We start from the raw sequence: 25790 nt of genomic DNA on the forward strand, positions 1-25790 counted from the left end.
TCCGCGCTTGCGCGCCGTCGTCCGGCGCGGTGCGGTACTACTCCGGCTTGGCCGCCGCCGTCTTCTTGGCGGTGGTCGTCTTCTTCGCCGTCGTGGTCTTCTTCGCGGCGGTCTTCTTGGCGGTGGTGGTCTTCGCCGCCGTCTTCGTGGCCGTCTTCTTCGCCGGGGCCTTCTTGGCCGGGGCCTTCTTCGCGGCCTTCTTCGCCGGTCCCTTGGCCCGCTTCTCGGCGAGGAGCTCGTAGCCGCGCTCGGGCGTGATCTCCTCCACGCTGTCGCCGGTGCGCAGGGTGGCGTTGGTCTCGCCGTCGGTCACGTACGGGCCGAAGCGGCCGTCCTTGACGACCACGGGCCGCTCGCTGACGGGGTCGTTGCCCAGCTCCTTCAGCGGCGGCTTGGCCGCGGCCCGGCCCCGCTGCTTCGGCTGGGCGTAGATCGCGAGCGCCTCTTCGAGGGTGATCGTGAAGAGCTGCTCCTCCTCGGTGAGCGACCGCGAGTCCGTGCCCTTCTTCAGGTACGGGCCGTAGCGGCCGTTCTGGGCGGTGATCTCGACGCCCTCGGCGTCCGTGCCGACGATCCGCGGCAGGGACATCAGCCGGAGCGCGTCCTCCAGGGTGACGGTGTCGAGGGCCATCGACTTGAAGAGGGAGGCGGTGCGCGGCTTGACCGCGTTCTTGCCGGTCTTCGGGGTGCCCTCGGGCAGGATCTCGGTGACGTACGGGCCGTAGCGGCCGTCCTTGGCGACGATCTGGTGGCCGCTGACCGGGTCGGTACCCAGCTCGAAGTCGCCGCTCGGCTTGGCGAGCAGTTCCTCGGAGTACTCGACGGTCAGCTCGTCGGGCGCCAGTTCGGTCGACACGTCGGCCTTCTGGTAGCCCTCCTGGTCCTTCTCGCCGCGCTCGATGTACGGGCCGTACTTGCCGACGCGGAGCATGATGCCGTTGCCGACGGGGAACGAGGAGATCTCGCGGGCGTCGATGGCGCCGAGGTCGGTGACGAGCTCCTTGAGGCCGCCGAGGTGGTCGCCGTCGCCGTTCCCGGCGTCGGCGGCGCCGCCGGTGCCGGTGCCGGTGCCGCCGGTGCCGCCCTCGACCTCACCGAAGTAGAAACGCTTCAGCCACGGCACGGACTGGGCCTCGCCGCGGGCGATGCGGTCGAGGTCGTCCTCCATGCGGGCGGTGAAGTCGTAGTCGACGAGCCGGCCGAAGTGCTTCTCCAGCAGGTTGACGACGGCGAAGCTCAGGAAGGACGGCACGAGGGCCGTGCCCTTCTTGAAGACGTAGCCGCGGTCGAGGATGGTGCCGATGATCGACGCGTACGTCGACGGGCGGCCGATCTCGCGCTCTTCGAGCTCCTTGACCAGCGAGGCCTCGGTGTAGCGGGCCGGCGGCTTGGTCGCGTGCCCGTCGGCCGTGATCTCGTCGGCGGTCAGGGCGTCGCCCTCGGTGACCTGCGGCAGGCGCCGCTCGCGGTCGTCGAGCTCCGCGTTCGGGTCGTCGGCCCCCTCCACGTACGCCTTCATGAAGCCGTGGAAGGTGATCGTCTTGCCGGACGCGCTGAACTCGGCGTCGCGGCCGTCGGCCGCGCGGCCGCCGATCTTCACGGTGACCGAGTTACCGGTGGCGTCCTTCATCTGGGAGGCGACGGTCCGCTTCCAGATGAGCTCGTAGAGACGGAACTGGTCGCCGGTCAGGCCGGTCTCCGCCGGGGTGCGGAAACGATCACCCGAGGGACGAATCGCCTCGTGCGCCTCCTGCGCGTTCTTGACCTTGCCCGCGTAGACGCGCGGCTTCTCCGGCAGGTAGTCGGCGCCGTACAGCTGCGTGACCTGGGCCCGGGCCGCCGCGACGGCGGTGTCGGACAGGGTCGTGGAGTCCGTACGCATGTAGGTGATGAAGCCGTTCTCGTACAGCTTCTGCGCCACCTGCATGGTCGCCTTCGCACCGAAGCCCAGCTTGCGGCTCGCCTCCTGCTGGAGGGTGGTGGTCCGGAAGGGCGCGTACGGCGAGCGGCGGTACGGCTTCGACTCGACCGAGCGCACGGAGAACGCGGTGTCGGCGAGCGCGGCCGCCAGGGCCCGCGCGTTCGACTCGTCCAGGTGGAGGACGCTCTCGGTCTTCAGCCGGCCGTCCGCGCCGAAGTCACGGCCCTGCGCGACCCGCTTGCCGTCGACCGACGCGAGGCGCGCGACCAGCGAGGACGGATCGGAGGCGTCACCGGTACGGCCGGTGCCGAAGGTGCCGGTGAGGTCCCAGTACTCGGCGGAGCGGAACGCGATGCGCTCGCGCTCACGCTCGACGACCAGGCGGGTGGCGACGGACTGCACCCGGCCGGCCGACAGCCGCGGCATGACCTTCTTCCACAGGACCGGCGAGACCTCGTAGCCGTACAGCCGGTCGAGGATGCGACGGGTCTCCTGGGCGTCGACCATCCGCTGGTTCAGCTCGCGCGGGTTGGCGACGGCCTCGCGGATCGCGTCCTTGGTGATCTCGTGGAAGACCATCCGGTGGACCGGGACCTTGGGCTTCAGGACTTCCTGGAGGTGCCACGCGATGGCCTCGCCCTCGCGGTCCTCATCGGTGGCGAGGAAGAGCTCGTCGGACTCGGCCAGGAGCTCCTTGAGCTTCCTGACCTGCGCCTTCTTGTCGGCGTTGACGACATAGATGGGCTGGAAGTCGTGCTCGACGTCGACGCCGAGGCGGCGCACCTCGCCGGTGTACTTCTCGGGCACCTCGGCGGCACCGCTGGGGAGGTCGCGGATGTGCCCGACGCTCGCCTCGACGACGTAGCCGGGGCCGAGGTAGCCCTTGATCGTCTTCGCCTTGGCAGGCGACTCGACGATGACGAGTCGGCGGCCGCCGTGTGCGGCTTCGCTGGTCGGGGACAACTTCGCTCTTCTCTCCGGATCGACACTCTCTGGCACGTACGGCGCTGGCACGCACGGCAGCGGCACGGACGGTGACGCTCCCGTCGCTGCGGAGTGTGACGGTACAACCCGCCCCCGTGTCAAACGGCGAAAGCCCGCAACGGCCACTCGAACGGTAACCCGAGTTTTGGCATTCCTGCCGCCCGGACTGCCGGACGGGCGGGGCGGGCGCCCGGGCCGGTGCCGTCCCCGGACGGATCGCGGGCCGGAACGGGGCGGGGTTCAGAGGCGGCCGAAGCACCAGAGGCCGAGGGCCAGGAAGACGGCACCGGAGAGGCCCGTCACCGCGGCCGCGGCGCGCGGGGCGACCCCGTACACCACGGGCTCACGGTGCAGCGAACGCACGGTGGTCCACAGCAGCAGCACGCCTCCGAACAGCGTGAACGCCGCCCCCGCGAAGATCGCCGGCCCGCTCTCCATGCCCGTACCCCGTTCCGTCCACGTGCGGTGTTCTTCGTCTCCCGGGGCCGAGGCTGGCACCTCAGGGCGTCGTGGGTGCGAATTCCGGGTGAACGACGCGGGGCGCCCCGGGCGGTTTCACGAAGATGGCCGGTAGTGACCCATTCCTCACCCTCTTTTTCCCCTCCCCTCCCTCCCCCACCCCTGGCCTCGCCCCTCCCCGCTCCCCCGCACCCGCCTCCCCTGCCCCCGACGTCACGTCTCTTCCGTCACACCGTGTCCGGCGTGGCCCGCCGTCGACCGCTCTCCCCGTCACACCGTGTCCGGCGTGGCCCGCCGTCGACCGCTCTCCCCGTCACATCGTGTCGAGCGTCGCCCGGCGCCGGCTGCCGCGCTCGAACACCCCGAGCAGCACGACCGCGAGCAGCGCCCACCCGGCGCCGACCGCGAGCTCTGCCCCGAGCAGGGCCCCGTCGAGGCCCGCACCGGCGGTCAGCCCGCGGGCCGCGTCCGCCGCGTGCGTGAGCGGCAGCAGGTCACCGGCGGTCCGCATCCATGCGGGCAGCGTCTCCCGTGGCACGGCGGCGCCCGTCAGGAGGAGCAGTCCCGAACCGGCCACGTTCGAGACGAGGAACACGTCCCGGAAGCGGAGCCCGAGCGCACCGAGCGCCAGCCCGAACGCCGAGCAGGCGCCCGCCGCCACGAGCAGCACCAGGCCGAGCCCGGGCAGCGCCCCGGCGGGCACGGGCAGCCCGAGCACCAGCGAGGCCGTGGTGAGCACGAAGGCGCTGACGAACAGCCCGTTGAGCACGTACGGAAGGGCTCGTCCGATCCACAACGGGATCCGGTGCCGGGGCGAGAGCAGGACGGCCCCGAGGGTGCCGTACCGCCGCTCGTTCGCGACGGCCATCGTGCCGCCGTACACGCAGGAGGCGGAAGCTGCGAGGACGGCGTTTCCGACGAGGTGGAAGCGGTCGTCGGCGACACCGAGTTCCCTGCCCAGGAAGACGAAGAAGAAAACCTGGAGGAGCGGCCCGACCAGCAGGGTTCCGACGAACATCGGCGGGGTGGTCCAGTTGAACAGGGCCCGGTAGGAGATCGCCCCGCCGACGACGACGAGCCGGGCGGTGCCGAGGAAACGGAACATGTCTCTCTGGCCTTTCAGGTGAGGGCGAGGGTGGCCGCGGCGCGCGCCCGGCGCTCCACACGGCCGAGGACGAGGACGGCGGCCAGGGCGTACGCGGCGCCCAGCGCGACGGCCGTCAGCAGCGGCCGGCCGACGTCCCCGCCGGAGGTCGCCGCGTGCACGGCCCTGGCACCCCAGGTGGTGGGCAGCGCCCAGGAGATCGGGTGGGTCCAGGCGGGCAGCACCGTCACGGGCACGAGGAGCCCGGACAGCAACCAGACAGGGGTGTCGAGCGGGTTGGCGAGGGCGTTGGCGTTGCGCAGCAGGACGAAGGTGGCGGCGAGCAACAGCCCCGTCATGCCGAGCGCCAGGACGCAGACCGGTACGGCGACCAGGAAGAGCAGCGGGTGCGCGAAGTCGAGCGGCACGCCGAAGAGCAGCACGCCCCACAGCACCGTCGCCCCCATCGCGTACGTGCCGATCACGGCCGTCGCGAGGGTGATCGGCAGCAGGACGAGCGCGAGCGGTGTCGGCGCCGCGACCAGGGTCTCCAGGGTGCCGAGCCATCGCTGGTTCTGCACCGCCCCGCCCGAGCCGAAGAGCACCGAGCCCCAGATGCCCATGAGTCCGGCCCCGACGGAGGCGGTGAGCAGCCGGTCCGGGTCGCCCGCGGCGCGGAACAGGTAGACGGCGAGGGTCGCGTAGACGATCGGGACGAGGACGGCGAAGGTGATCTCGAGCGGGGAGCGCGACATGTACGAGACGTGCGTGCGCACCCCGACCACGACCAGCCGCAGGACGTGCCTCACGCGGACACCTCCGCGGTGTCCTGGGCGTCGGCGGGTCCGGGTCCCGGGCCTTCCGCCTCGTCGGCCCGGGCGGCGCCCGCGCTGCCGCCCGCCGCCTCCTCGACGATCGCGATGTAGGCGTCCTCCAGGGACGGTTCGCGGCTCGTGACCCGCCCGATCCGGATGCCGTCCAGGGCGGCGAGCACGGGTCCGTGCAGGTCGGAGGCACCCCGGCCGGTCTGTACGGTCACGGTCTGGAGCGCGCCCCGGTCCTCGGCCGACACGCCCCGCACCCCGGGCACCCGCCGCAGCCGGTCGAGCCGCTCCTCGTCCACGCCGTACGCCTCGATCTCCAGCACGTCCCGTTCCCGCACCAGGGACTTGAGGCTGTCGGGGGTGCCGAGGGCGCGGATCCGGCCGCCCGCGATGACGGCGATCCGGTCGCAGAGTTCGTCGGCCTCGGCCATGTAGTGGGTGGTGAGCAGCACGGTGGTGCCGGCCGCGGCCAGGTCGGCGACGGTGCGGCGCAGGTCGCGGGCGGCGACGGGGTCGACGCCGATGGACGGCTCGTCGAGGAAGAGGACGTCGGGGCGGTGCAGCAGGCCGCGGGCGATGTGGAGGCGCTGCCGCATGCCGCGCGAGTAGCCCTCGACGCGCTCCTTCTCCCGGCCCAGGAGGCCCACCAGGTCGAGGAGTTCGGCGATGCGCCGCTTCTGCTCGCGCGCCGGGACGGCGTACAGCTCGGCGAAGTAGCGGAGGTTGTCGAGCGCGGAGAGCCGGTCGTAGAGGCCGCGGTCCCCGCCGAAGACGTACCCGATCCTGCGGCGTACGGCGACGGGGTCGCGGGCCACGTCGTGCCCGAACACGCGCGCCGTGCCGGAGGTCGGCAGGAGCAGCGTGTTCAGCATCTTGATGGTGGTGGTCTTACCGGCCCCGTTGGGCCCGAGCAGGCCGAACAGTTCGCCCGGCGCCACCTCGAAGGTGACGCCCCGCACGGCCTCGGTCTCGGTGCGCCGGGACTTCGGCCACCCGGTCCTGCTGGTGTAGGTGCGGCGCAGCGCGTCCGCCTCGATTGCGAGCATGGGCCGGACGGTAGAAGCCGGCCCCCGGCAGCATCCATCGATTCGGAAGCCCCCGAATCGTCACGCCCGCACGGCCCGTACGCGGCAGGTACGCGCCCGCCCGTGCGCGGCCCGTACTCGGCTCCCGCGCGTACGCGGCCCGTACGCGGGCCCGGGCCCGCACGGGTCGCGTACGGGCCGGGCCGTACGCGGCTCTCACGCCACCGCGTGCAGCACGCCCTCTCCCGCGAGGAGCGCGAGCAGGGCGCGGCCGGTGTCCGTGAGCTGGTAGTAGACGGAGCGGCCGACGCGGTGCCGGGTGACGACCCCGGCCTCGGAGAGGACCGACAGGTGCTCGGAGACCGTGCTGGGCGCGAGTCCGAGGCGGTCGGCGAGCCCGGCCGTGGTCAGGGGGCCGCCCAGCTCGCGCAGGACCGCCGCGCGGCCCCGGCCGAGCATCAGGCCGAGCCGGTCCTCGGCGACGGGCTCGGGCTGTTCGCGCAGGGCGGCGGCGCCGCGGGCCTGGAAGCTGAGGGCGAAGACCTCGGGGTCGTCCGTCGAGTACAGCCGGCAGCCCTCGGCGAAGACCAGCGGCACGAGGACGAGCCGCCGCTCGCCGGGCGCGTACTCGGCGTCGACGTACTTGGTCAGTTCGAGGACGGGCGGCTGCCACCGCCCCCGCGTCTCCAGGCCGGCGAACAGGGCGTCGACGCCCTCGGTCGCGAACGTCCTGGCCCGCACCAGCACTTCGTCCTCGACGAGCCGCCGCATCGTCGGCCAGTACGGCTCGATCGCGCCCTCCCAGTAGGCGGCGTACGCGTCGGCGAGGGCCGCGCAGGCCTCCTCCGGATTCTTCACGTACGGCTGCACGAAGGGCGCGTCGGCCATGCCGGGGTAGCAGGCGGCCACCTGGGCCCGGACGAACGCCGGGTCGGTGGCCCGCAGCGCGGCCAGCTCCTCGTGGATGTGGACCGTGCCGAACGGGCGGGGCAGCAGGAAGTCGGAGACGCCGTACCGCCCCTCGGCGAACAGGTCCCACAGCGGGCGCAGCCGGTCGTCCTCGCGCCACACCTCGCGCGCCTGCCCGACCCACTCCTGGTACGGCCAGGAGGGGTGCCGGTGCGGCAGCGCGAGGTGCATGGAGCAGAACGCGTCGCGCAGCGGGCTGATCGCGATCCGGGTCGCGCCGAGCGAGGCCTCGTCCAGTTCGATCCGTATCAAGCGCCGTGCTCCTCGGCGGACTCCTCGCCGGCGGGCAGCAGGAAGCCCTCCTCCACGAGCAGCCGGATCGCCTGCGGGGTGCGGTCCCGCAGGACGACCGGGTCCTCCCCCATGAGCTGACCGATCGCGTCGAGGATGCGGCCGGCGCTGAGCGTGCCGTCGCAGACGCCCGCGAACCCGGCGCCGACGTGGTCGACCTTGGTCGCGCGGCGCATCCCCCGGTTCTGCCGGAGCACGACGTGCTCGGGGTCCTCGGCGCCCGGCAGCCCGACCTGCTCCTGCATCACCTCGGGCGCGAGCGTGAACCGGTCGGCGAGGAGAGCGGCGTCGTCACGGGTGCGCAGGTAGTCCTGGCGCTCGAAGTGGGCGCGGACGGTGGGGCCGAGCGGCTGCTCGACCGGGTGCGGCCACTCCTCGACGAGGATCGACGGCTCGACCGCGCCGGACGCCACGGCGTCGTTGCGCCGGATCGTGATCCAGCCGAAGCCGATCGCCCGCGTCTTGCGGGCCTCGAACTCGTCGAGCCAGCGGCCGTACGCGGCCCGGTACGCGTCCGGGTCCCCGCGGTGGTCGCCGCTGTCGCGCAGCCAGAGCTCGGTGTACTGGGTGACGTCCTGGACCTCGCGCTGGACGATCCAGGCGTCGCAGCCGCGCGGCACCCAGGACCGCAGCCGCTCCTGCCACTCCTCGCCCTCGACGTGCTGCCAGTTGGCCAGGAACTGGGCGTATCCCCCGTCGTTGAGCCGGTCGCCCGCCTGCTGCACGAGCGTGCGGCACAGGTCGTCGCCGCCCATCCCGCCGTCCCGGTAGGTGAGCCGGGCGCCGGGGGAGATGACGAACGGCGGGTTGGAGACGATCAGGTCGTACGTGTCGTCGGCGACCGGCTCGAAGAGCGACCCTTCGAGCAGCTCGGCCTCCCGGGCCCCGGACAGCGCGAGCGTGAGCCGGGTGAAGTCCAGGGCGCGCCCGTTGAGGTCGGTGGCGGTGACCAGGGTGGCGTGCTGGGCTGCGTGCAGCGCCTGGATGCCGGAGCCGGTGCCGAGGTCGAGCGCGGAGGAGACCGGCGTACGGACCGTGATGCCGGCGAGGGTGGTGGAGGCGCCGCCGACGCCGAGGACGACGCCCTCGGCCTTCGTGCCGATGCCGCCCGCGCCGCCGACGGCGCAGCCCAGGTCGGAGACGATGAACCAGTCCTCGCCGTCCGGGCCGCCGTACGGCCGGATGTCGACCGTGGCGAGCACGTCGTCGTCCTCCCGGACCACCCAGCCGTCCTCGAGGGCCTCGTCCAGCGGGAGCGCCGCCGCGGCGGCGTCGGGGCCGACGGGCCGCTGGAGCAGGAAGAGCCGGACGAGCGTCTCCAGCGGGGAGTCGCCGCGGGTGGCGCGCAGGGCGGGCACGGTCTCGCTGCGGGCGAGCGCCGAATAGGCGGGGGCGCCGAGCAGGTCGAGCAGTCCGTCGGCGGTGAAGCCGGCGGCGAGGAGTGCCTCGCGCAGACGGGCTGCGTGTGCGGACACCGGGAGGCGGGGGGGCAGGCTGGTCGTACTCACCGCTCCATTGTGACGGCCGCCACCGACATCCGGGCCGCCGACCCGGCGGCCGGCGGCCGATCGCCACCGCCACCGGTCCCGCGGGGCCGGGCCCTGCCCCGCGCACCGGGGCCACGAGCCCGGCCGTGATCCGCCGGACAGACGCCGGGGCGTTGCCCCAGGCGTCGCGAGCCCGCCACACAGGCGCTGGACGCCTGGCCGCCCCGAGCGTCGCGAACCCGTCACGGACACGCGCTGGACGCCTGGCCGTGCCAGGCATCACCAGCCCGCCACGGGCAAGCGCTGGGCTCCCTGCCGTGCCGGACGTCGCAAACCGCCCGGCACGGCGGGCCCCTCCGGGTCCTACTCCTCGGTCTTGCTCGCCGTGGCCTTGGGGGTCGGCTTGGTGGAGGCCTTCTTGCTCGGCTCCGCGCCGGTGCCGGCGGTGCCGGTCGTGCCCTGGTCCGTGGAGGTGGAGCCGGCCTTGGGGGAGGCGGAGGTCTTCGGCGGGACCGAGGCCGTCGGCTTCTGGCAGCCGGGCTGCTTGGCCATCGCCTGGCCCAGCTCGCCCTCCTCCAGCTTGGACAGGGCGTTCTGGTCCATCTTCTCGATCTTGGTCAGGCCGTCGGCGACGCCCTGGAGACCGTCCGCGAACTTCTGCTGGTTCGTCGGGTCCAGCGCGTCGACCTGCTTCTTGAGTCCCTCGTAGGCCGCCGCGGTCTCGTTGAGCTCCTTGATGGCGTCCTGCTTGACCTTCTCGCCGTTCTCGACGGGCGGCGCGCCGGCGGCCTCGACGGCCTTGGCGAGGGCGCGGTCGGCGTCGGCGATGTCCTGGAACGCCTTCGAGTCGGCGGCCTGGATCTCGGCCGGCTTGCTGTCGGCCGCGGTCGAGATGATGATCTGGTGGGCGTCGGCCCGCTTCTGGATCTGGGGCTTGGCCTGGTCGCAGAACGTCTTGGCCCAGTCACCCACCTTGTCGCCCTCGTCGTCGCTGCAACCGGACAGCGCGAGCACCAGTACCGCGCCGCCGGACAGTGCGGCCGCAAGCTTCTTGTTCAACGGATCGGTCCCTTCCAAGGCTCTCGGCCCCGGAACATACACGCCGAACGGGCTACTTCCACCTTTCGTGGGACCGATTCATACCGTATTGCAGCCTTTTGAACCAAGGGTTGAATCTCACGACCACCCCCGAACCGCGCGGGAATGAGACGGAGGACACGCCGGAGGACCGTCGACGCGCTGCCAGGAGAGCCGCGTGCGGCTGCGGACAGAACGTCAGGAAGCGGCGCTTCCGGCGGCGTCCCGTGCGGCGTCCGGTCATGGACCCGACGTCAGGAGACCGTGACCGAACGCCTCTTGGAGACCCGGACCGCGGCGACGACCACGGCGACCGCGACCGCGGCGACCGCGGCCCGCAGTCCGGCGCTCGCGTCGTCGCCGTATCCGAACCGTACGACCGCCGGAGCGATCAGCAGCGCGACCAGGTTCATCACCTTCAGGAGCGGGTTGATCGCCGGGCCCGCCGTGTCCTTGAACGGGTCGCCGACGGTGTCCCCGATGACCGTCGCCGCGTGCGCCTCGCTGCCCTTGCCGCCGTGGTTGCCGTCCTCGACGAGCTTCTTCGCGTTGTCCCAGGCGCCACCGGAGTTGGCGAGGAAGACCGCCATCAGCGCGCCGGTGCCGATCGCGCCGGCGAGGTACGCGCCGAGCGGGCCGACGCCGAGCGCGAAGCCGACCGCGATCGGGGCCATCACCGCGAGCAGCCCGGGCGTGGCGAGTTCGCGCAGCGCGTCCCTGGTGCAGATGTCGACGACACGCCCGTACTCCGGCTTCTCGGTGTAGTCCATGATCCCGGGGTGCTCGCGGAACTGCCGCCGCACCTCGTACACCACCGATCCCGCCGACCGGGACACCGCGTTGATCGCGAGCCCCGAGAAGAGGAAGACGACGGCCGCGCCGAGGACGAGGCCGAAGAGGTTGTTGGGCTGCGAGATGTCCATCGAGAGGGTCAGCGCGTCCGCCTTCCCGGCGAACTCCCCGACGTCGGCGACCGAGGTCGCGATGGCGTCCCGGTACGAGCCGAACAGCGCCGAGGCCGCGAGGACGGCGGTGGCGATGGCGATGCCCTTGGTGATGGCCTTCGTCGTGTTGCCGACCGCGTCGAGGTCGGTCAGGACCTGCGCGCCCGCGCCCTCGACGTCCCCGGACATCTCCGCGATGCCCTGCGCGTTGTCGGCGACCGGGCCGAAGGTGTCCATGGCCACGATCACGCCGACGGTGGTGAGCAGCCCCGTCCCGGCGAGCGCCACCGCGAACAGCGCCAGCATGATCGAGGCGCCACCGAGCAGGAACGCGCCGTACACGGTGAGCCCGATGAGCAGCGCCGTGTAGACCGCGGACTCCATGCCGAGGGCGACGCCCGCGAGGACGACGGTCGCGGGCCCGGTGAGCGAGGACTTGCCGATGTCCCTGACCGGCCGTCGGCTGGTCTCGGTGAAGTAGCCGGTGAGCTGCTGGATGAGCGCGGCGAGGACGATCCCGAGGGCGACCGCGACCAGGGCGAGGACCCGGGGGTCACCGCCGTGGTCGTGGATGCCCGGCTCGGTGACGCCCTTGAGGTCGGCGTACGAGGACGGCAGGTACGTGAAGGCGGCGACGGCGACCAGCGCCAGCGAGACCACCGCCGAGACGAGGAACCCCCGGTTGATCGCGCTCATGCCACCGCGGTCCGCCCGCCGGGGGGAGACCGCGAAGATGCCGATCACCGCGGTGACCACGCCGATCGCCGGGACGATCAGGGGGAACGCGAGTCCGAGATCGCCGAAGGCCGCCTTGCCGAGGATGAGCGCGGCGACCAGGGTCACGGCGTACGACTCGAAGAGGTCGGCCGCCATGCCCGCGCAGTCGCCGACGTTGTCCCCCACGTTGTCGGCGATGGTGGCGGCGTTGCGCGGGTCGTCCTCGGGAATGCCCTGCTCGACCTTGCCGACCAGGTCGGCGCCGACGTCGGCGGCCTTGGTGAAGATGCCGCCGCCCACCCTCATGAACATGGCGATGAGCGCGGCACCCAGTCCGAAACCCTCCAGGACCTTCGGCGCGTCGGCGGCGTAGACGAGGACGACGCAGGCGGCCCCCAGCAGCCCGAGACCGACGGTACACATGCCGACGACCCCGCCCGTGCGGAAGGCGATCCGCGTGGCCCGGTGCGCGACCTCGGCCCGGTCCTTCTCGGGTTCGCCCGGCGCCGGCGTGGCCTCCCTGGCCGCCGCCGCGACCCGCACGTTGGCCCGTACGGCGAGCCGCATGCCGATGTACCCGGTGACCGCCGAGAAAAGCGCCCCGACCAGGAAGAACAGGGACCGGCCGGCCCGCTGGGACCAGTCGTCCGCGGGCAGCAGCATCAGCAGGAAGAACACGGCGGCCGCGAAGACGGCCACGGTCCGCAGCTGCCGCGCGAGGTAGGCGTTCGCCCCTTCCTGGACGGCGGCGGCGATCTCCCTCATCCGCTCGGTGCCCTGGCCTGCCGCGAGCACCTGGCGGACGAGGAGCCGTGCGACGACCAACGCCGCGAGCGCGATGCCGGCCACGACGATCACGATCGTCCGGTTCCCGCTCGTGAGCACCGCGGCGGCGAGGGATGTGGGGTACATGGGGACGGATCATAGGGAGACGAACCCGCCCATACGGGGACGTCGCAGCAGCACCACGCGAATGCACCCATCCGACACGGGCGATCCCCGGCAGCCGGCACCCGGCACCCGGCACCCTGCACCCGGCACAGAAAGAAAGAGGCCCCGCACCGCGGGGCCTCTTTCTTCACTGCACGTCCAGGATCTCCGCCTCACCAGCGGCTCTCCGCCACGCGGACGGCTTTCCGCCACGCGTACGGGGCTCCGCCACGCGGACGAATTTCCGTCAGGTGTACGGGGCTCCGCCACGTGAGTGGCTCAGGACAGGATGTCCGCCGGGCTCACCGGCCAGGCCATCCGGATGGTGCCGCCGTCCAGGCCGGCGCTCACCTCGACGTCGTCGACGAGCCCGCGGATCACCGCGAGCCCCATCTCGTCCTCACCATCGGCGTCGTCGAAGTCCTCGGCCGGAGCCTCCGCGCGAGCGCCGGGGACGCCGGCCGCGTCTGCGGCCGCCACCCCCGCACCCGGCACCCCGTCGCCGACCTCGATGGAGAACGTCTTCTCCTCCTCGGTCAGCACGACCCGGATGGGGGTCGTGACGCCGTTGCTGCGGTGGAGTCCGACCGCACGGGAACACGCCTCACCGACGGCGAGACGCACCTCGTCGAGGACCGCATCGTCCACGCCCGCCCGGCGCGCCACCGCGGCCGCCACCAGGCGGGCCGTACGGACGTGCTCGGGTTGAGCGCTGAAGCGGAGTTCAACGGTGGCCATGCGAACCCCCTGGGCTCAGTCGACGGCGTTGACGGCCTCGTCGACCGAGGTGTGGATCGGGAACACCTTGGTGAGGCCCGTGATCCGGAAAATCTTGAGAATGCGCTCCTGGTTGCAGACGAGACGGAGCGAGCCCTCGTGCGCGCGCACGCGCTTCAGGCCACCGACGAGTACACCGAGGCCGGTGGAGTCGAGGAAGTCCACGCCCTCCATGTCGACGACCAGGTGGTAACTGCCGTCGTTCACCAACTCGACCAACTGCTCGCGCAGCTTGGGCGCGGTATACACATCAATCTCGCCACCGACCTCGACGACCGTACGGTCACCACCAGCGCCGGACACATTGCGAGTCGACAGGGACAGGTCCACGGATCCTCCAGCACCTTGCTATCGGGCGATCGCCCCCTCGGGCCTCCCGGGCGGAGCCAGGGAACTGATCGCCAGCCGCGATGGCATTCAATCACTTACCAGCAGCCATGCACGACGCCTTGGAAGCATTGTCCGTCATGGCAGTGACACACTCGATGCCGATGGCCAAGAATCAGCGCCCCAGTCGACCGGCCGGGGACACGGGCAGTCGCCCCTCCCCCGGCGTGGTCCTCGACCGGCTCGCCGCGGGCGAGAGCCGGTCTTCGCGCATCACCCATACGGAGCACATGCCCGCCCGGGAGGGTCGTCATGCCGTCTGGCCGCACCGGATCCGGCCGGAGGTGATCGCGGCGATCCAGGAGGCCGGAATCGAGCACCCCTGGGCCCATCAGGCGGAGGCCGCCGAGCACGCCCTGGACGGCGAGTCCGTGGTGATCGCCACCGGCACCGCCTCGGGGAAGTCGCTCGCCTACCTCGCGCCGGTGCTCACCACCCTCCTGGACGGCTCCGAGGCCGCCAACGGACGCGGGGCCACCGCGCTCTACCTCTCGCCCACCAAGGCCCTCGCCGCCGACCAGCGACGCGCCGTACGGGAACTGGCCGCCCCGCTCGGCAACCGGATCCGCCCCGCCGTCTACGACGGCGACACGCCGGTCGAGGAACGCGAGTGGGTCCGCCAGTACGCGAACTACGTGCTGACCAACCCCGACATGCTGCACCGGGGCATACTCCCCTCCCACCCCAGGTGGTCCTCCTTCCTGCGCGCCCTGCGCTACGTCGTGATCGACGAGTGCCACACCTACCGGGGCGTCTTCGGCTCCCACGTCGCCCAGGTGCTGCGGCGACTGCGCCGGATCTGCGCCCGGTACGGCTCCGAACCGGTATTCCTCCTCGCCTCCGCCACCTCCGCCGACCCCGCGGTGGCCGCCGGCCGCCTCACCGGCCTGCCCGTCACCGAGGTCTCCGACGACGCCTCCCCGCGCGGCGAGCTGGTCTTCGCCCTGTGGGAGCCGCCGCTGACCGAGCTGCACGGCGAGCGGGGCGCGCCGGTGCGGCGCACCGCGACCGCCGAGACCGCGGACCTCCTCACCGACCTCACCCGCCAGGGCGTCCGCTCGGTCGCCTTCGTCCGCTCCCGGCGCGGCGCCGAGCTGATCTCGGTGATCGCCCAGGAGCGGCTGGCCGAGACCGACCGCGCCCTCGCCCGCCGGGTCGCCGCCTACCGGGGCGGCTACCTCCCCGAGGAGCGGCGCGCCCTGGAGCAGGCCCTGCACTCCGGCGAGCTCCTCGGCCTGGCCGCCACGACCGCCCTGGAGCTGGGCGTGGACGTCTCCGGCCTGGACGCGGTCGTGATCGCCGGCTACCCGGGCACCCGGGCCTCCCTGTGGCAGCAGGCCGGCCGCGCCGGCCGTTCGGGCGAAGGCGCCCTCGCCGTCCTGGTCGCCCGCGACGACCCGCTGGACACCTTCCTGGTCCACCACCCGGAGGCGATCTTCGACCAGCCGGTCGAGTCGACCGTCCTGGACCCCGACAACCCCTACGTCCTCGCCCCCCATCTCTGTGCCGCCGCCGCGGAACTACCGCTGACCGAGCCGGACCTGACGCTCTTCGGCCCGGCCGTCCCCGACCTGCTGCCCCAGCTCGAAGGGGCCGGCCTGCTCCGCCGCCGTGCCACCGGCTGGTACTGGACCCGCCGGGAGCGGGCCGCCGACCTCACCGACATCCGGGGCGGTGGCGGAAGCCCCGTCCGGATCGTCGAGCAGGGGACCGGCCGGCTGCTCGGCACGGTCGACGAGGCCGCCTCCCACACCGCCGTCCACGAGGGCGCCGTCCACCTCCACCAGGGCCGTACCTACCTGGTGCGGGAGCTCGACCTCAAGGACTCCGTGGCCCTCGTCGAGGAGGCCGTCCCGCCGTACTCCACCACCGCCCGCGACACCACCTCCATCACCGTCCTCGAAACCGACACCGAGATCCCCTGGGGGGCCGGCCGCCTCTGCTACGGCTCCGTCGAGGTCACCAACCAGGTCGTCTCCTTCCTGCGCCGCCGGCTGATCACGGGCGAGGTCCTCGGCGAGACCAAGCTCGACCTGCCGCCCCGCACCCTGCGCACCCGGGCCGTGTGGTGGACGGTCACCGAGGACCAGCTCGACGCCGCCCGGATCACCCCGGAGATCCTCGGCGGAGCCCTGCACGCCGCCGAACACGCCTCCATCGGCATGCTGCCCCTCTTCGCGACCTGCGACCGCTGGGACATCGGCGGCGTCTCCGTCCCGCTCCACCCCGACACCCTGCTGCCCACCGTCTTCGTGTACGACGGCCATCCGGGGGGCGCGGGCTTCGCCGAGCGCGCCTTCCACACGGCCCGCGCCTGGCTGGCCGCCACCCGCAAGGCGATCGCCTCCTGCGAGTGCGAGGCGGGCTGCCCCTCGTGCATCCAGTCCCCCAAGTGCGGCAACGGCAACGACCCGCTCCACAAGCGCGGCGCCGTCCGCCTCCTCACGGAACTCCTCCGCGCGGCCCCCGAAACCCCACCGGAGCCCCCTCCGGCGCTCCCTCCCCTGGAGGAGACACCCCCTCGGACGCTCCCTGCCCCGGAGGAGACGCCCTCTCCGACGCTCCCTGCCCCGGAGGAAACGCCCCGGGCGGCGCCTCCGGCGGCGGAGCCTCCCTGGGCGACGCCTCAGGCGGCCGAGGCTCCCCAAGCGGTCCCACGGGCCGCGGAGAGCCCCCTGGCGGCTCCGCCGGCCACGGAGGCCCCCCGGGTGGCGGCTCCCACGGAAGAGACTCCCGGTCCGGGCCCGGTCCCGCCCGCGACCTGACCTCCGGCCGGTACGGGCCGCGTACGACCCGGGCGGTCACCTCGGCGACCTCGCCCCGTACCGCGCACCCCGCCAGCTCGGCACCCTGCGCGGCCGCCACCCTTGCCGCGGCGGCGCACGCCTCGACCTCGCCCCACAGGGCCCGGTCCGCGGCCGCGAGCGCGGCCAGATCGGCCGCCCCACCGGCCCGGTGCCTGGCCGCCACCGCCTGCCCGAGCGCCAACACCGCACCGAACACCACACACAGCACGCACGCCCCGAACGCCACCCACACGGTCGCCGCGCCCCGGTCCCGCGCCCCCCGGGCCCGCGGTTCCCCCGGGTTCCGGCCGGCGTCCCCGTGCGGCACCGGGCAGGCCGCCGTCACGGCCGGCCTCCGACGGGCGTACGGGCCCTCATCGGGTCACCTGGGGCCGGACCGCCACTCGTCAGCTCTCCGGCGGACGGGCCGCCGTTCACCGGGTCTGCGACGGTCGGGCCACCGGTCGCGGGCTCTCCGGCAAGCGGGTCGCCGCTCGTCGGGTCTGCGGCGGACAGGCCGCCGTTCGTGGGCTCCCCGGCGGGCGGGCCGCCGCTCGTCGGGGGCGCGTCCGGTGCGTCCTCGGCGAGGGCGGCCGCTTCGGCGCGCAGGGTGAGGCCCATGCCGCGGGGGCCGGGGGCCGCCGCCTCCACCGTCACGCGCCACAGCTCACCGGAACGCGTCACCGCCACCCGGGCGCCTTCGGGCGCGGCGGCCCGGGCGGCCGCCTCGGCGGAGGCCACCGGTTCGGAGCGGGCCGCGAGCCGTGCCCCGGCCCGTGCCGCGTCCACGCACCGGATCTGCGCGGCCGCGGCGGCCAGCGCCCAGAGCAGGGTGATGGTGAAGAGGGCCAGGACCGGCAGGGCCATGGCCGCCTCCACGGTCACGAAACCCCGGTCAGAACGGCGCATCGAGGGCCTTCCCGATCATGGATTCCAGCGCTCCGGAGACCGCGTCACTGGTCACGATCTTGTACAGCACGGCCGCGAAGGCCGCCGCTGCGATCGTTCCCACCGCGTACTCGGACGTGGTCATCCCCGAGTCGCGGCGCGCCGCCGCCCTCCGGGCCCGCCACCAGCCCCGGACCGACCCCGCCACCGAACCTGCCATCGCCGCGACCGACACCTTGAACGTCATCCCTGCCTCCTCATCTCGTCCTGCCTGACCTGCCGTGCTGTGCCCTGCTCTGCCGTGCCCTGTCGTTCCACGCCTGCCTGCCTTGCCTCCCTGGCCCGCCTTGCCTCCCTGGCCCGCCTTGCCTGCCTTGCCTGCCTTGCCTGTCCTGGCCGTCGTGCTCATGCCGTGCTCGCCGCACCGGCCGCGCCGCGCCCCCGCTCGCTTCATCCGTCGAGCAGTCCCGTCGCCAGGCCGATCACCACCGGGGCCACCCCGATCGCCAGGAAGGCGGGCAGGAAGCAGAGGCCGACGGGGGCGCTGATCAGGACCTGGGCGCGGCGGGCGCGGGTCTCCGCCGAGCGGGCGCGGGCCGCGCGCAGTGCGGTCGCCTGCCGGGCGACGGCCTCCGCGGCGGGCGCGCCCGAGGAACCGGCCCGTTCCATGCAACGGGCGAGCCCCGTGGCGCCCGGTAGTGCGCCGAATCTTCGCCACACCTCGGCCGGCTCGCCGCCGAGGCGCAGTTCGGCGGCCGTGCGGGTCAGCCGTTCGCCGAGGGGGCCGCCGAGTGACCGGCCGACGGCTTCCGCCGCGTCGCCGGGCCCGGCTCCGGAGGCGGCGCAGGCCGCCAACAGGTCGGCGGCGAGGGGAAGGTGACGTGCCGCCTCGTCGTCGTCGGAGGGCGCGGGGGCGCGCTTCGCGGACCCCTGTCGCACGCCGGCGGCCACCAGGACACCGGCGCAGAGGCCACCGACCGCGCCGAACAGGGCCCAGCCGAGAACGACCGCCGCGAGCGGCGCCATCACGTACCCCAGCCACGGCGGAGGTCCGGGCCGGGTCCGCCGGGTCGGCGGCGCCGGGTCCGGGAACAGGTTCCGGAGCCTCCGTCGCGTCCCCCGCGCCCAACGCGCGCACACCAGCGCCCAGAGCCCCTTCGCCGCCGCGTAGACCACCAGGGCGAGGAGCGCCCCCAGTTGAAGCCCGGCCATCACGGTCGCTCCCCTCCTCGCACGATCCGTGCGGCCCACCACAGGCCGGCCGCCTCCAGGGCGCCGCCGACGGCCAGACAGCCGAGGCCCGCGGGTGTGTGCAGCAGGACCCGTAGCGGGTCGGCGCCCAGCGCCGCGCCGAGGGCGAGGCCGGCCGCCGGGAGCAGCGCGAGCACCGCCACCGTCGCCCACGCGCCGGCCAGTTCGGCCCGGAGGCGCTCCCGCCGCTCGCGATGCTCGCGCAGGGCCGCCTCCAGGCGGTCCAGCCCGGCGGCCAATCCGGCACCGCCGTCCACGGCCACCTGCCAGCAGGCCGCCATGCCGGCGAGACCGTCGGCGCCGTCCTGCCGGGCCGCCCTGCGGAGTGCCTCCGGCACGTCCCCTCCGAACCGGGCCGCCGCCAGCACGCCCGCCTCCTCGCCGCCCAGCGCGCCGGTCTCCCGGGCGGCGAAGGACAGCGCCTGCGCCGGCTGCCATCCGGCCCTCAGCTCCCCGACGACCGACCCGCACAGCGCCACCACCCGCTCGGCCCGCGCCTCGCGTTCCTCGCGGCGTCCGGCGGCCCGCAGTCGGCGTTCCACCACGGGCACCGCGACCGCTCCCACCACCAGGGGCAGCGGCGACTCGCCGAGCAGCGCGAGGACTCCCGCCGCCGGCAGGCACAGCCACGCGCGCCGCACCCGCAGCACGGCCCACCAGCGCGCGGCCACCGCGGGCCACGCCGAACCGTCACCGGGTCCACCGCCGCGTCCGTCGGCGGCGCCGGCCGCGAGCAGCGCCCGGGCCCGGCCCGCACCACGTCGCCGCTCGACGGCCCACCACAGGGCGAGCACACCGCAGAGCACCGCCGCCCCTTGTGTGACCTCCTGCATCGGTTGTCCCGCCATCACAGTCCCCCTCCGATCAGCGACCGCAGCCGCTCCCAGCCCTGCTCCCGCTCGAACCCGGACGCGCTCCACCGCAGGGCGGGGACCGTCCGCACGAGGCCGTCCCGGTCCCGCTCCAGCACATGGACCTCGGCGATCCGGCGCGGTCCGTCCCGGTCCCGTACGAGGTGGAGTACGGCGGAGAGTCCGGCGCCCAACTGGCTGTGGAGGGCGGCCCGGTCGAGTCCGGCCGCCGTTCCCAGCGCCTCCAGGCGGGCCGGCACGGCCGCGGCCGTGTTGGCATGGAGCGTTCCGCAGCCGCCGTCGTGGCCCGTGTTGAGAGCGGCGAGCAGGTCCACCGCCTCCCCGCCCCGAACCTCGCCGACCACGAGCCGGTCCGGCCGCATCCGCAGCGCCTGGCGAACCAGGTCCCGCAGGGTGACGAGCCCGGCGCCCTCCTGGTTGGCGGGGCGCGCCTCCAGGCGTACGACGTGGGGGTGGTCCGGCCGTAGTTCCGCCGAGTCCTCCGCGAGCACGATCCGCTCCCGCTCCCCCACGAGTCCGAGCAGGGAGGCGAGGAGTGTGGTCTTCCCCGTGCCCGTGCCGCCACTGACGAGGTACGACACCCGCGCGTCGATCAGGGCCCGCAGGATCGCGGCACCGCCCGGTGGCACCGTGCCGGCGGCGGCGAGCTCGTCGAGGGAGAAGGCGCGCGGACGCACCACCCGCAGCGACAGGCAGGTCGAGCCGACGGCCACCGGTGGCAGCACGGCGTGCATCCGGGTGCCGTCGGGCAGGCGTGCGTCCACCCAGGGGCGGGCGTCGTCGAGCCGGCGCCCGGCCACCGCAGCGAGCCGCTGCGCGAGCCTGCGGACGGCGCCGGCGTCGGGGAAGGACACCGGGGCCCGCTCGAGTCCCGCGCCGCGGTCCACCCAGACCCGGTCGGGCGCCGAGACCAGGACGTCGGTGACCGCCGGGTCGGCGAGCAGCGGCTCCAGCGGCCCCGTGCCGATCAGTTCGCACCTCAGCTCCTCGGCCGCACCGAGCACCTCGGTGTCGCCGAGCAGTCGTCCCTGGGCCCGCAGCGCCGCGGCGACCCGCGCCGGGGTGGGTTCGGCGCCACTCGCCGCCAGCCGCTGCCGGACGGCGTCGAGGAGTCCGGTGCCGCCGCCGGCCCACGTGCCGGTCCCGCTCATGTCGCACCGCCCGGGGCGAGCGCGCGCTCCCAGAACGCGCCGCAGAACCGTCCGAGCGGCCCACGGGGTTCGGCACCCGGCGGCACGCCCGCGTCCTGGTCCGTCACGATCCCCGGGTCGTAGGGGAGTTCGCCGACGAGCGGCAGCCGCAACGCGTCGGCGACCCACCGCTCGTCGAGGCCCGCCACGTAGGGCCCGCGGACCACGGCCCGCACGTCGCGGACGGCCATGCCGAGGGTCGTGGCCACCCGGTGGGCGGCCGCGACGGCCCTCAGCTCGCCCGGCACGACGAGGAGCACGAGGTCGAGCTGGGCGAGGGCCTCGGCGGCCGCCCCGTCGGTGCCGCGCGGCAGGTCGACCACGACGACCCCGCCGCGGCGGCGTGCCGCGCCGAGTACGGACCGCACCGCGGCGGGCGGCACCGGTGCCGCGGGCTCCCGGCCCCAGCTGAGCACCCGGACTCCCCGCACCGACGGCAGGGACTCCTCCAGGGCCCCGCCGGCCAGGCGGCCCTTCGAGGCCGCGAAGTCGGGCCAGCGTCTGCCCTGCTCACGCTCGCCGCCGAGCAGCACGTCGAGTCCTCCGCCCAGAGGGTCTCCGTCGACGAGCAGGGTGCGCCGTCCGGTCCGCGCGGCAGCCAGCGCGAGGCCGCACGCCAGGGTGGAGGCGCCGGCGCCGCCGCGGCCGCCGACGACCCCGACGGTCAGCGCCTGCCGCTCGGCGCCCTCGGCCGCGTCGGCGATCCGGTCGACGAGGAGGCTCTCGGCCTCCGGCAGCCGCAGCACGCTCTCGGCTCCGATCTCGACGGCGAGCCGCCACACCCCGGGATCGTGCCGGTCCCGTCCGACGAGGACGGTCCCCGGCCGGCGCGCGGCGCCCCGGCAGCGGGCGGCCGCGTCGTCGCCGACCAGCACGAGCGGGGGGTCGGTCCAGTTCGCGCGCCGCTCCGGCACGCGATGGTGCACCTCGGGTTCGACCCCGGCGGCGGCGCACAGCCGGAGGAGGTCGTCGAGCAGCCCGAGGTCCTCGGTGACGATCAGCGGCCCGGCTCGGCGCGGCTCGTCCGGAGCCCTCGACTCCGGCCGGCGCGATTCCGTACGTGTCCTGGATGCCTCCACGGCACGCCCCTCTCGTGATTCCTGCCGTCCGCGAACTTCGCGGCAGGAATCACCGTGGGGCCGTCAGGGAAATCGTGCGGAAGTCACCTAAAAACCGGGGATAACCGAAGCCCTGTGAATAACTTCGCCACCCTTCAAGGGGCTCCCCGGAACGCATCCTCCCGGTTACCGTGAGTGATGAATCGGGGCGCCTGACGGGGCGTGGACCGACGAACGGTCGAGGACCGGAAGGAAGGGAGCAGGCGATGCCACACAGGGCCGAAACGGCTCCGGACATGCGACGACCCCCGCCGGGGGGGAGAGCGGGGGTCGTCTCTCCGGCCGACTCGGGGGGGGAGGAGCCGGACCGGGTTAGCACGGTCGCGAACGATCCGTGACTTCCATGGTGTACCCGAGAGCCTTCTCAGGCAAACCCACACGCCCCAGCGTACGCCGAATGGCGGGCACCTATGCTCAGGCTTGTGGAAAACCACTCCTTGCCGCGCACAGCAGCCTTCTTTGACCTGGACAAGACGGTCATTGCGAAGTCCTCGACGCTGACCTTCAGCAAGTCCTTCTACCGGGGCGGACTGATCAGCCGCCGCGCCGCCCTGCGGACGGCGTACATCCAGTTCGTCTTCCTGGTGGGCGGGGCCGACCACGATCAGATGGAGCGGATGCGCGAATATCTCTCAGCGCTCTGCAAAGGCTGGAACGTCGCCCAGGTGAAGCAGCTCGTCGCAGAGACCCTTCACGACCTGATCGACCCGATCATCTACGACGAGGCCGCCTCCCTCATCGAGGAGCACCACGCCGCGGGGCGCGATGTCGTCATCGTCTCGACGTCCGGAGCCGAGGTGGTCGAGCCGATCGGCGAGATGCTCGGCGCCGACCGGGTCGTCGCCACCCGGATGGTGGTCGGCGAGGACGGCTGCTTCACCGGCGAGGTCGAGTACTACGCCTACGGCCCGACGAAGGCCGAGGCGGTCCGGGAGCTCGCGAAGTCGGAAGGCTACGACCTCTCGCGCTGCTTCGCGTACAGCGACTCGGCGACCGACATCCCCATGCTGGAGGCCGTCGGCCACCCGTACGCGGTCAATCCCGACCGGACGCTGCGTCGCGAGGCCACGGCCCGGGAATGGCCGGTCCTCGCCTTCGAGAAGCCGGTCCGGCTCAAGCAGCGGCTGCCCGACTTCCGGATGCCGCCGCGCCCCACGCTCGTCGCCGCGGCGGCCGTGGGCGCGGCGGCCGTGGGCGCCGGACTCGTCTGGTACGCCGCCCGGCGCCGGCAGGCCGCGCTCACTCATCGGCTCGCCGATGACTTTGCCCGAATTTGAGCGATGCGCCAGAGAAGTGGACTCAGCACTTTCGCTTCCCCTCGGACAGGAGTAGAAAGGAATCAGGCCCGCGAGACCGAGGACATCCGAGAGGATCACCTGTTGAGCATGAAGGCCCCACGGACCTAGCACCGAAACCGGGCACCCACGCGACGTCGACCCGTCGATTACGGGCCAGCCGCACCAGGCCACGGGCAAAGTTCCCGGCCTGATGGGCACATATCGAGGACGCTTGGTAACTGGGTGGAAGTGCCAGCGGCGGTACCAGAAACGGTGCCGCCGCAACCCATTCCGGGCCCCGCGCGGGGCCCGGAATCTTTTTGCCGCCCAACCACGAGCCGACCCGCCGCCCCACCACGAGCCGCCACGCCGCCCGGCCCGCCCGACCACGAGCCGCCACGCCGCCCGGCCCGCCCGACCACGAGCCGCCACGCCGCCCGGCCCGCCCGACCACGAGCCGACCCGCCGCCCGGCCCAGCCCCTGCGGCCGCGCCGTCCGTGACCGGACTCAGGCCGCGCCGCGCTGGAGGGCTTCGCAGACCGCGGTGGACTCACGGACACCGAGCTCGACCGAGCGCCCGCAGTGGGCGATCCAGCCGCCGACGCCCTCCGGGGTCCCCGACAGGTACCCCTCGAACGCGGCGACGTAGGCGGCGCGTCCCTGCTCGGCGTGGCCGACCTCGGCCGGGCAGATCGCCTTGGGGTCGAGGCCGCTGCCGATCAGCACGATCCGCTCCGCCGCCCGCGCGACCAGGCCGTTGTACGAGGTGAACGGCCGCAGCGCGAGCAGCTCGCCGTGCACCACGGCGGCCGTCACCAGCGCGGGGGCCTCGCCGCCCGCGACGATCAGTTCCGCGAGGCCGTCGAGACGGCCGGCGACCTCGGCGGGAGCCGGCGCCGGCGCCTCGATCAGCGGCTCGTCGACGGATTCGCCGTCCAGCCGGGGCCGTCCCACCGACGCACCCGGATCACCCGCGGCGACCAGGTGGAGCCGGGCGAGCACCCGCAGCGGCGACTGACGCCAGATGGAGAGCAGCTGCCCGGCCTCGGCGCCGAGGCGCAGGGCCGCGCCGACCGCGCGGGCCTCGGGGTCGGCGCTGAAGTCGCTGCGCCGTCGGACCTCTTCCAGGGCCCAGTCGGCGCCGGCCAGGGCGGCCGAACCTCGCGCCCCGCGGAGAGCCGCCTCGGAGGAGATCTCGTTGCTGCGGCGGCGCATCACGCGGTGGCCGTAGACCCGGTCGACGGCCTTGCGTACGGAGTCCACCGCGTCGGCGACGCCCGGCAGGGAGCCGAGGGCGGCCAAGGGGTCAGAGGCGTGCGTACTCATAGGTAAGGAGGCTACGCGCACCACGGGCCCGCCCCACGAAGGAGTGGTCTTCTTCACGCTCCTTGACCACGGCAAGCGATCGTGCCACTACGCTAGGTGAACATGAAGATCGCTTTCGTCGGGAAGGGCGGCAGCGGCAAGACGACGCTGTCCTCGCTCTTCATCCGCCACCTCACCGCCAACGAAGCCCCGGTCGTCGCCATCGACGCCGACATCAACCAGCACCTCGGCGCCGCGCTCGGCCTGTCCGAGGTGGAGGCCGCCACGCTCCCCGCGATGGGCGCGCACCTGCCGCTCATCAAGGAGTACCTGCGGGGGTCCAACCCCCGGATCGTCTCCGCCGACACCATGATCAAGACGACGCCGCCCGGGGAGGGTTCGCGGCTGCTGCGGGTCCGCGAGGACAACCCGGTGTACGAGGCGTGCGCACGGCCGGTCCGGCTCGACGAGGGGGACGTCCGGCTGATGGCGACGGGCCCCTTCACGGAGTCGGACCTCGGGGTGTCCTGCTACCACTCGAAGGTCGGGGCGGTCGAGCTCTGCCTCAACCACCTGGTCGACGGCCCCGACGAGTACGTGGTCGTCGACATGACCGCCGGCTCGGACTCCTTCGCCTCCGGTCTCTTCACCCGCTTCGACATGACGTTCCTGGTGGCCGAGCCGACTCGCAAGGGGGTCTCGGTCTACCGCCAGTACAAGGAGTACGCCCGGGACTTCGGCGTGGCGCTCAAGGTCGTCGGCAACAAGGTGCAGGGCCGGGACGACCTCGACTTCCTGCGCCAGGAGGTCGGCGAGGACCTGCTCGTGACCGTCGGCCACTCCGACTGGGTCCGCGCGATGGAGAAGGGCCGGCCGCCCCGTTTCGAGCTCCTGGAAGCCGAGAACCGCATGTCGCTCCAGGCCCTCCAGGACGCGGCCGACGACTCGTACGCCCACCGCGACTGGGACCGCTACACCCGCCAGATGGTCCACTTCCACCTGCGCAACGCCGAGAGCTGGGGCAACGCCAAGACCGGGGCCGACCTGGCTTCGCAGGTCGACCCCGAGTTCGTGCTGTCCGAAGGACTCGGCGCGGTTCAGCCCGCCTGAGGGCTCAGCTTGGCCGAAGGACTCGGCGCGGTTCAGCCCGCCTGAGGGCTCGGCTCAGCCGAAGGACTCGGCGCGGTTCAGCCCGCCTGAGAGCTCGGCGATTCCGAGGGACCCGG

General features: G+C 73.6%; 21 protein-coding genes and 1 pseudogene. 3 read left to right on the forward strand and 19 right to left on the reverse strand.

Features of this window, described 5'->3' with window-relative positions; translation table 11 throughout:
* Positions 1-37 precede the first annotated feature (37 nt).
* From topA to AC067A_RS21180, 11 genes are all read right to left on the reverse strand, one after another.
* Complete coding sequence (topA, locus tag AC067A_RS21130; protein WP_479244022.1) at positions 38-2884, reverse strand: type I DNA topoisomerase; 2847 nt, start codon at positions 2882-2884, stop codon at positions 38-40.
* A gap of 261 nt (positions 2885-3145) precedes the next feature.
* Positions 3146-3343 (reverse strand): hypothetical protein, encoded by a 198-nt coding sequence (locus AC067A_RS21135; protein WP_479244023.1) that lies wholly within the window; start codon positions 3341-3343, stop codon positions 3146-3148.
* Between the two features lie 334 nt (positions 3344-3677).
* A complete protein-coding gene (locus AC067A_RS21140) occupies positions 3678-4469 on the reverse strand; it encodes an ABC transporter permease (RefSeq protein ID WP_479244024.1) in 792 nt (263 codons plus the stop codon).
* A 14-nt stretch (positions 4470-4483) separates the two neighbouring features.
* Entirely contained in the window at positions 4484-5257 is a 774-nt protein-coding gene (locus AC067A_RS21145) for an ABC transporter permease (RefSeq protein WP_479244025.1), read from the reverse strand.
* Complete coding sequence (locus tag AC067A_RS21150) at positions 5254-6318, reverse strand: ABC transporter ATP-binding protein (protein WP_479244026.1); 1065 nt, start codon at positions 6316-6318, stop codon at positions 5254-5256. The genes AC067A_RS21145 and AC067A_RS21150 overlap by 4 nt, the downstream gene beginning before the upstream one ends.
* A 195-nt stretch (positions 6319-6513) precedes the next feature.
* On the reverse strand, positions 6514-7518 hold the full coding sequence (locus tag AC067A_RS21155) for an ArsR/SmtB family transcription factor (protein WP_479244027.1): 1005 nt from the start codon (positions 7516-7518) through the stop codon (positions 6514-6516).
* Positions 7515-9065 carry a DUF7059 domain-containing protein gene (locus AC067A_RS21160; protein ID WP_479244028.1) on the reverse strand — a complete coding sequence of 517 codons (1551 nt, stop codon included), beginning with the start codon at positions 9063-9065 and terminating at the stop codon, positions 7515-7517. The genes AC067A_RS21155 and AC067A_RS21160 overlap by 4 nt, the downstream gene beginning before the upstream one ends.
* A gap of 342 nt (positions 9066-9407) precedes the next feature.
* Complete coding sequence (locus AC067A_RS21165; protein ID WP_479244029.1) at positions 9408-10103, reverse strand: small secreted protein; 696 nt, start codon at positions 10101-10103, stop codon at positions 9408-9410.
* Between the two features lie 272 nt (positions 10104-10375).
* Positions 10376-12694: a sodium-translocating pyrophosphatase gene (locus AC067A_RS21170; RefSeq protein ID WP_479244030.1), complete on the reverse strand. Its 2319-nt coding sequence runs from the start codon at positions 12692-12694 to the stop codon at positions 10376-10378.
* Positions 12695-12991: 297 nt separating this feature from the next.
* The gene (locus AC067A_RS21175; RefSeq protein ID WP_479244031.1) at positions 12992-13450 is read right to left on the reverse strand and encodes an ATP-binding protein; all 459 of its coding nucleotides are present in this window, start codon (positions 13448-13450) and stop codon (positions 12992-12994) included.
* A gap of 15 nt (positions 13451-13465) precedes the next feature.
* A complete protein-coding gene (locus AC067A_RS21180; RefSeq protein WP_015034520.1) occupies positions 13466-13819 on the reverse strand; it encodes an STAS domain-containing protein in 354 nt (117 codons plus the stop codon).
* A gap of 80 nt (positions 13820-13899) precedes the next feature.
* Here AC067A_RS21180 and AC067A_RS21185 point away from each other — a divergent pair, with 80 nt between their 5' ends.
* Positions 13900-16641, forward strand: a complete 2742-nt coding sequence (locus tag AC067A_RS21185; protein WP_479244032.1) for a DEAD/DEAH box helicase — start codon at positions 13900-13902, stop codon at positions 16639-16641.
* A 40-nt stretch (positions 16642-16681) separates the two neighbouring features.
* On the opposite strand, the pseudogene AC067A_RS21190 reads toward AC067A_RS21185, so the two are convergent.
* From AC067A_RS21190 to ssd, 7 genes and pseudogenes are all read right to left on the reverse strand, one after another.
* A pseudogene (locus tag AC067A_RS21190) lies at positions 16682-17008 on the reverse strand (Rv3654c family TadE-like protein); the annotation flags it as partial.
* Positions 17005-17571, reverse strand: coding sequence for a TadE family type IV pilus minor pilin (locus AC067A_RS21195; RefSeq protein ID WP_479244033.1), 567 nt, complete (start codon positions 17569-17571; stop codon positions 17005-17007). The gene AC067A_RS21195 and the pseudogene AC067A_RS21190, both read right to left, overlap by 4 nt.
* On the reverse strand, positions 17558-17797 hold the full coding sequence (locus tag AC067A_RS21200; RefSeq protein WP_479244034.1) for a DUF4244 domain-containing protein: 240 nt from the start codon (positions 17795-17797) through the stop codon (positions 17558-17560). Before AC067A_RS21200 ends, AC067A_RS21195 begins: the two co-directional genes overlap by 14 nt.
* 203 nt (positions 17798-18000) lie before the next feature.
* Entirely contained in the window at positions 18001-18762 is a 762-nt protein-coding gene (locus tag AC067A_RS21205; RefSeq protein WP_479244035.1) for a type II secretion system F family protein, read from the reverse strand.
* Positions 18762-19649, reverse strand: a complete 888-nt coding sequence (locus tag AC067A_RS21210) for a type II secretion system F family protein (RefSeq protein ID WP_479244036.1) — start codon at positions 19647-19649, stop codon at positions 18762-18764. Before AC067A_RS21210 ends, AC067A_RS21205 begins: the two co-directional genes overlap by 1 nt.
* Complete coding sequence (locus AC067A_RS21215; RefSeq protein WP_479244037.1) at positions 19649-20824, reverse strand: TadA family conjugal transfer-associated ATPase; 1176 nt, start codon at positions 20822-20824, stop codon at positions 19649-19651. The genes AC067A_RS21210 and AC067A_RS21215 overlap by 1 nt, the downstream gene beginning before the upstream one ends.
* Positions 20821-21942 carry a septum site-determining protein Ssd gene (gene ssd / locus AC067A_RS21220; protein ID WP_479244038.1) on the reverse strand — a complete coding sequence of 374 codons (1122 nt, stop codon included), beginning with the start codon at positions 21940-21942 and terminating at the stop codon, positions 20821-20823. The genes AC067A_RS21215 and ssd overlap by 4 nt, the downstream gene beginning before the upstream one ends.
* A 449-nt stretch (positions 21943-22391) precedes the next feature.
* Here ssd and AC067A_RS21225 point away from each other — a divergent pair, with 449 nt between their 5' ends.
* Entirely contained in the window at positions 22392-23258 is an 867-nt protein-coding gene (locus AC067A_RS21225; RefSeq protein WP_479244039.1) for an HAD family hydrolase, read from the forward strand.
* 508 nt (positions 23259-23766) lie between these two features.
* On the opposite strand, the gene AC067A_RS21230 is transcribed toward AC067A_RS21225, so the two are convergent.
* Positions 23767-24585, reverse strand: coding sequence for a Fic family protein (locus tag AC067A_RS21230; protein ID WP_479244040.1), 819 nt, complete (start codon positions 24583-24585; stop codon positions 23767-23769).
* A 102-nt stretch (positions 24586-24687) separates the two neighbouring features.
* Here AC067A_RS21230 and AC067A_RS21235 point away from each other — a divergent pair, with 102 nt between their 5' ends.
* Positions 24688-25674, forward strand: coding sequence for an ATP-binding protein (locus AC067A_RS21235; protein WP_479244041.1), 987 nt, complete (start codon positions 24688-24690; stop codon positions 25672-25674).
* Positions 25675-25790 lie beyond the last annotated feature (116 nt).

The sequence above is a fragment of the Streptomyces sp. NPDC043176 genome (assembly GCF_056436715.1).